Origin of the sequence: Streptomyces sp. B1866 (assembly GCF_031932565.1) — a bacterium.
Classification (GTDB): Bacteria; Actinomycetota; Actinomycetes; order Streptomycetales; family Streptomycetaceae; genus Streptomyces.
Window position 1 is genome coordinate 1 of sequence record NZ_JAVSCF010000350.1, and the last position, 1,214, is coordinate 1,214.

The following is a 1,214-nucleotide window of genomic DNA, read 5'->3' on the forward strand; positions in this document are numbered from 1 at the left end:
CGACCCGGCACCGCCCGCTCCCGCGCTCGCCGCGGCGGCGCCCGTGGCGCCCGCGACGGCGGTCATCCCGGCCGCGCAGGCGCCCGCCGGCCCCGAACAGCCCCCCGCCACCGCCGCCGCCCCGGCCCCGACCAAGGAAGCGACACGATGAGCATCGACTGGGAAGCCCTCGGCCAGGTCTTCGGCGTCAGCCTGGCGGTGACGGTCGGCATGGTGGGCGTGTTCACGCTCGGCATCGTCGGCACCTCCCGCAGGCCCCGCTCGGCGCCGGGGCCCGACGGCGCGGTGGCCGCCGCCGACGGCGGTCCGTCCGCGCCGGCCCGCGCGGGGGCGTACGCGTGCTTCGCGGTGTGCGCGGCGGCCGTCGCGTACGGCATCCGTCTTATCGTCGCCTGACAGGCCGCCCGTAACCGCCACGTGCCCGTCACGCGCGGGCGGGCGGGTACGGGCGTGCGAGCCCGCGCGGGCGGGGCCGGGAGGTGGGGATCCGGCCCCGCCCGCGCGTGTACCCCGCCGGTCCGCCGGGCGCCGCCCGGACCGCGGGCCCGGCGGCCGACGGGCGGCCGCGCGCCCGCGTCGGCGCCGCGGGGCCGATGTGGAGCCGCCCACACCGGCCCCGCCCAGGTCACGGGCTTATTGACGGCCGCCGCGGCCCGTGGTGGACTGCCGGAGCCAAACGGCGGCAAGGGGAGGAAGCCGGTGCGAGTCCGGCGCGGTCCCGCCACTGTCACCGGGGAGCAGCTCTCCCATCGCCAGCGAGGTCACGGCCCCGCCAGGGGCTGGAAGGCCGGGAGAGCCGCGGATCCGGGAGCCAGGAGACTTCCACCGCCGGTCGACGTCGAGCCAGGGCGAGGACCCTGAGTGAGGACACACCGCCATGCCCGGCACCGCTGCGCCCGCGCCGCTTTCCCCGACACGCCGTCCGGCCCCCTTCCCGGCCGCCGGCCCGCTCCCGGCCTCCGCGCCGCCCCGCGTGCCGGTCCGGGCCGTACCGGACCCGTCCGCGCCGCACCCGCCGTCCCGGCCCGCCGCCCGGCGGGGCCCGGCGGCGGGCTGAGGCGATGGGAACGGATCACGCCGCGTTCGCATGGGGCGCCGCGCTCGGCTTCCTCGCCGACCTGGCCGTGGGCGACCCGCGCCGCGGCCACCCGGTGGCCGCCTTCGGACGCGCCGCCGCGGCCGCCGAGCGGCGCCTGTGGCGCGACCACCGCGCG

1 protein-coding gene, 1 pseudogene and 1 riboswitch are annotated in these 1,214 nt (G+C 80.9%); the gene and the pseudogene both read left to right on the forward strand.

Annotated elements, in window-relative coordinates; all coding sequences use genetic code 11:
- The first annotated feature begins 147 nt into the window (after nt 1-147).
- Nucleotides 148-396, forward strand: coding sequence for a hypothetical protein (locus RKE29_RS27770; protein ID WP_312008433.1), 249 nt, complete (start codon nt 148-150; stop codon nt 394-396).
- A gap of 294 nt (nt 397-690) precedes the next feature.
- A riboswitch (cobalamin riboswitch) is annotated at nt 691-821 on the forward strand.
- A gap of 240 nt (nt 822-1,061) precedes the next feature.
- A pseudogene (locus tag RKE29_RS27775) lies at nt 1,062-1,214 on the forward strand (cobalamin biosynthesis protein); the annotation flags it as partial.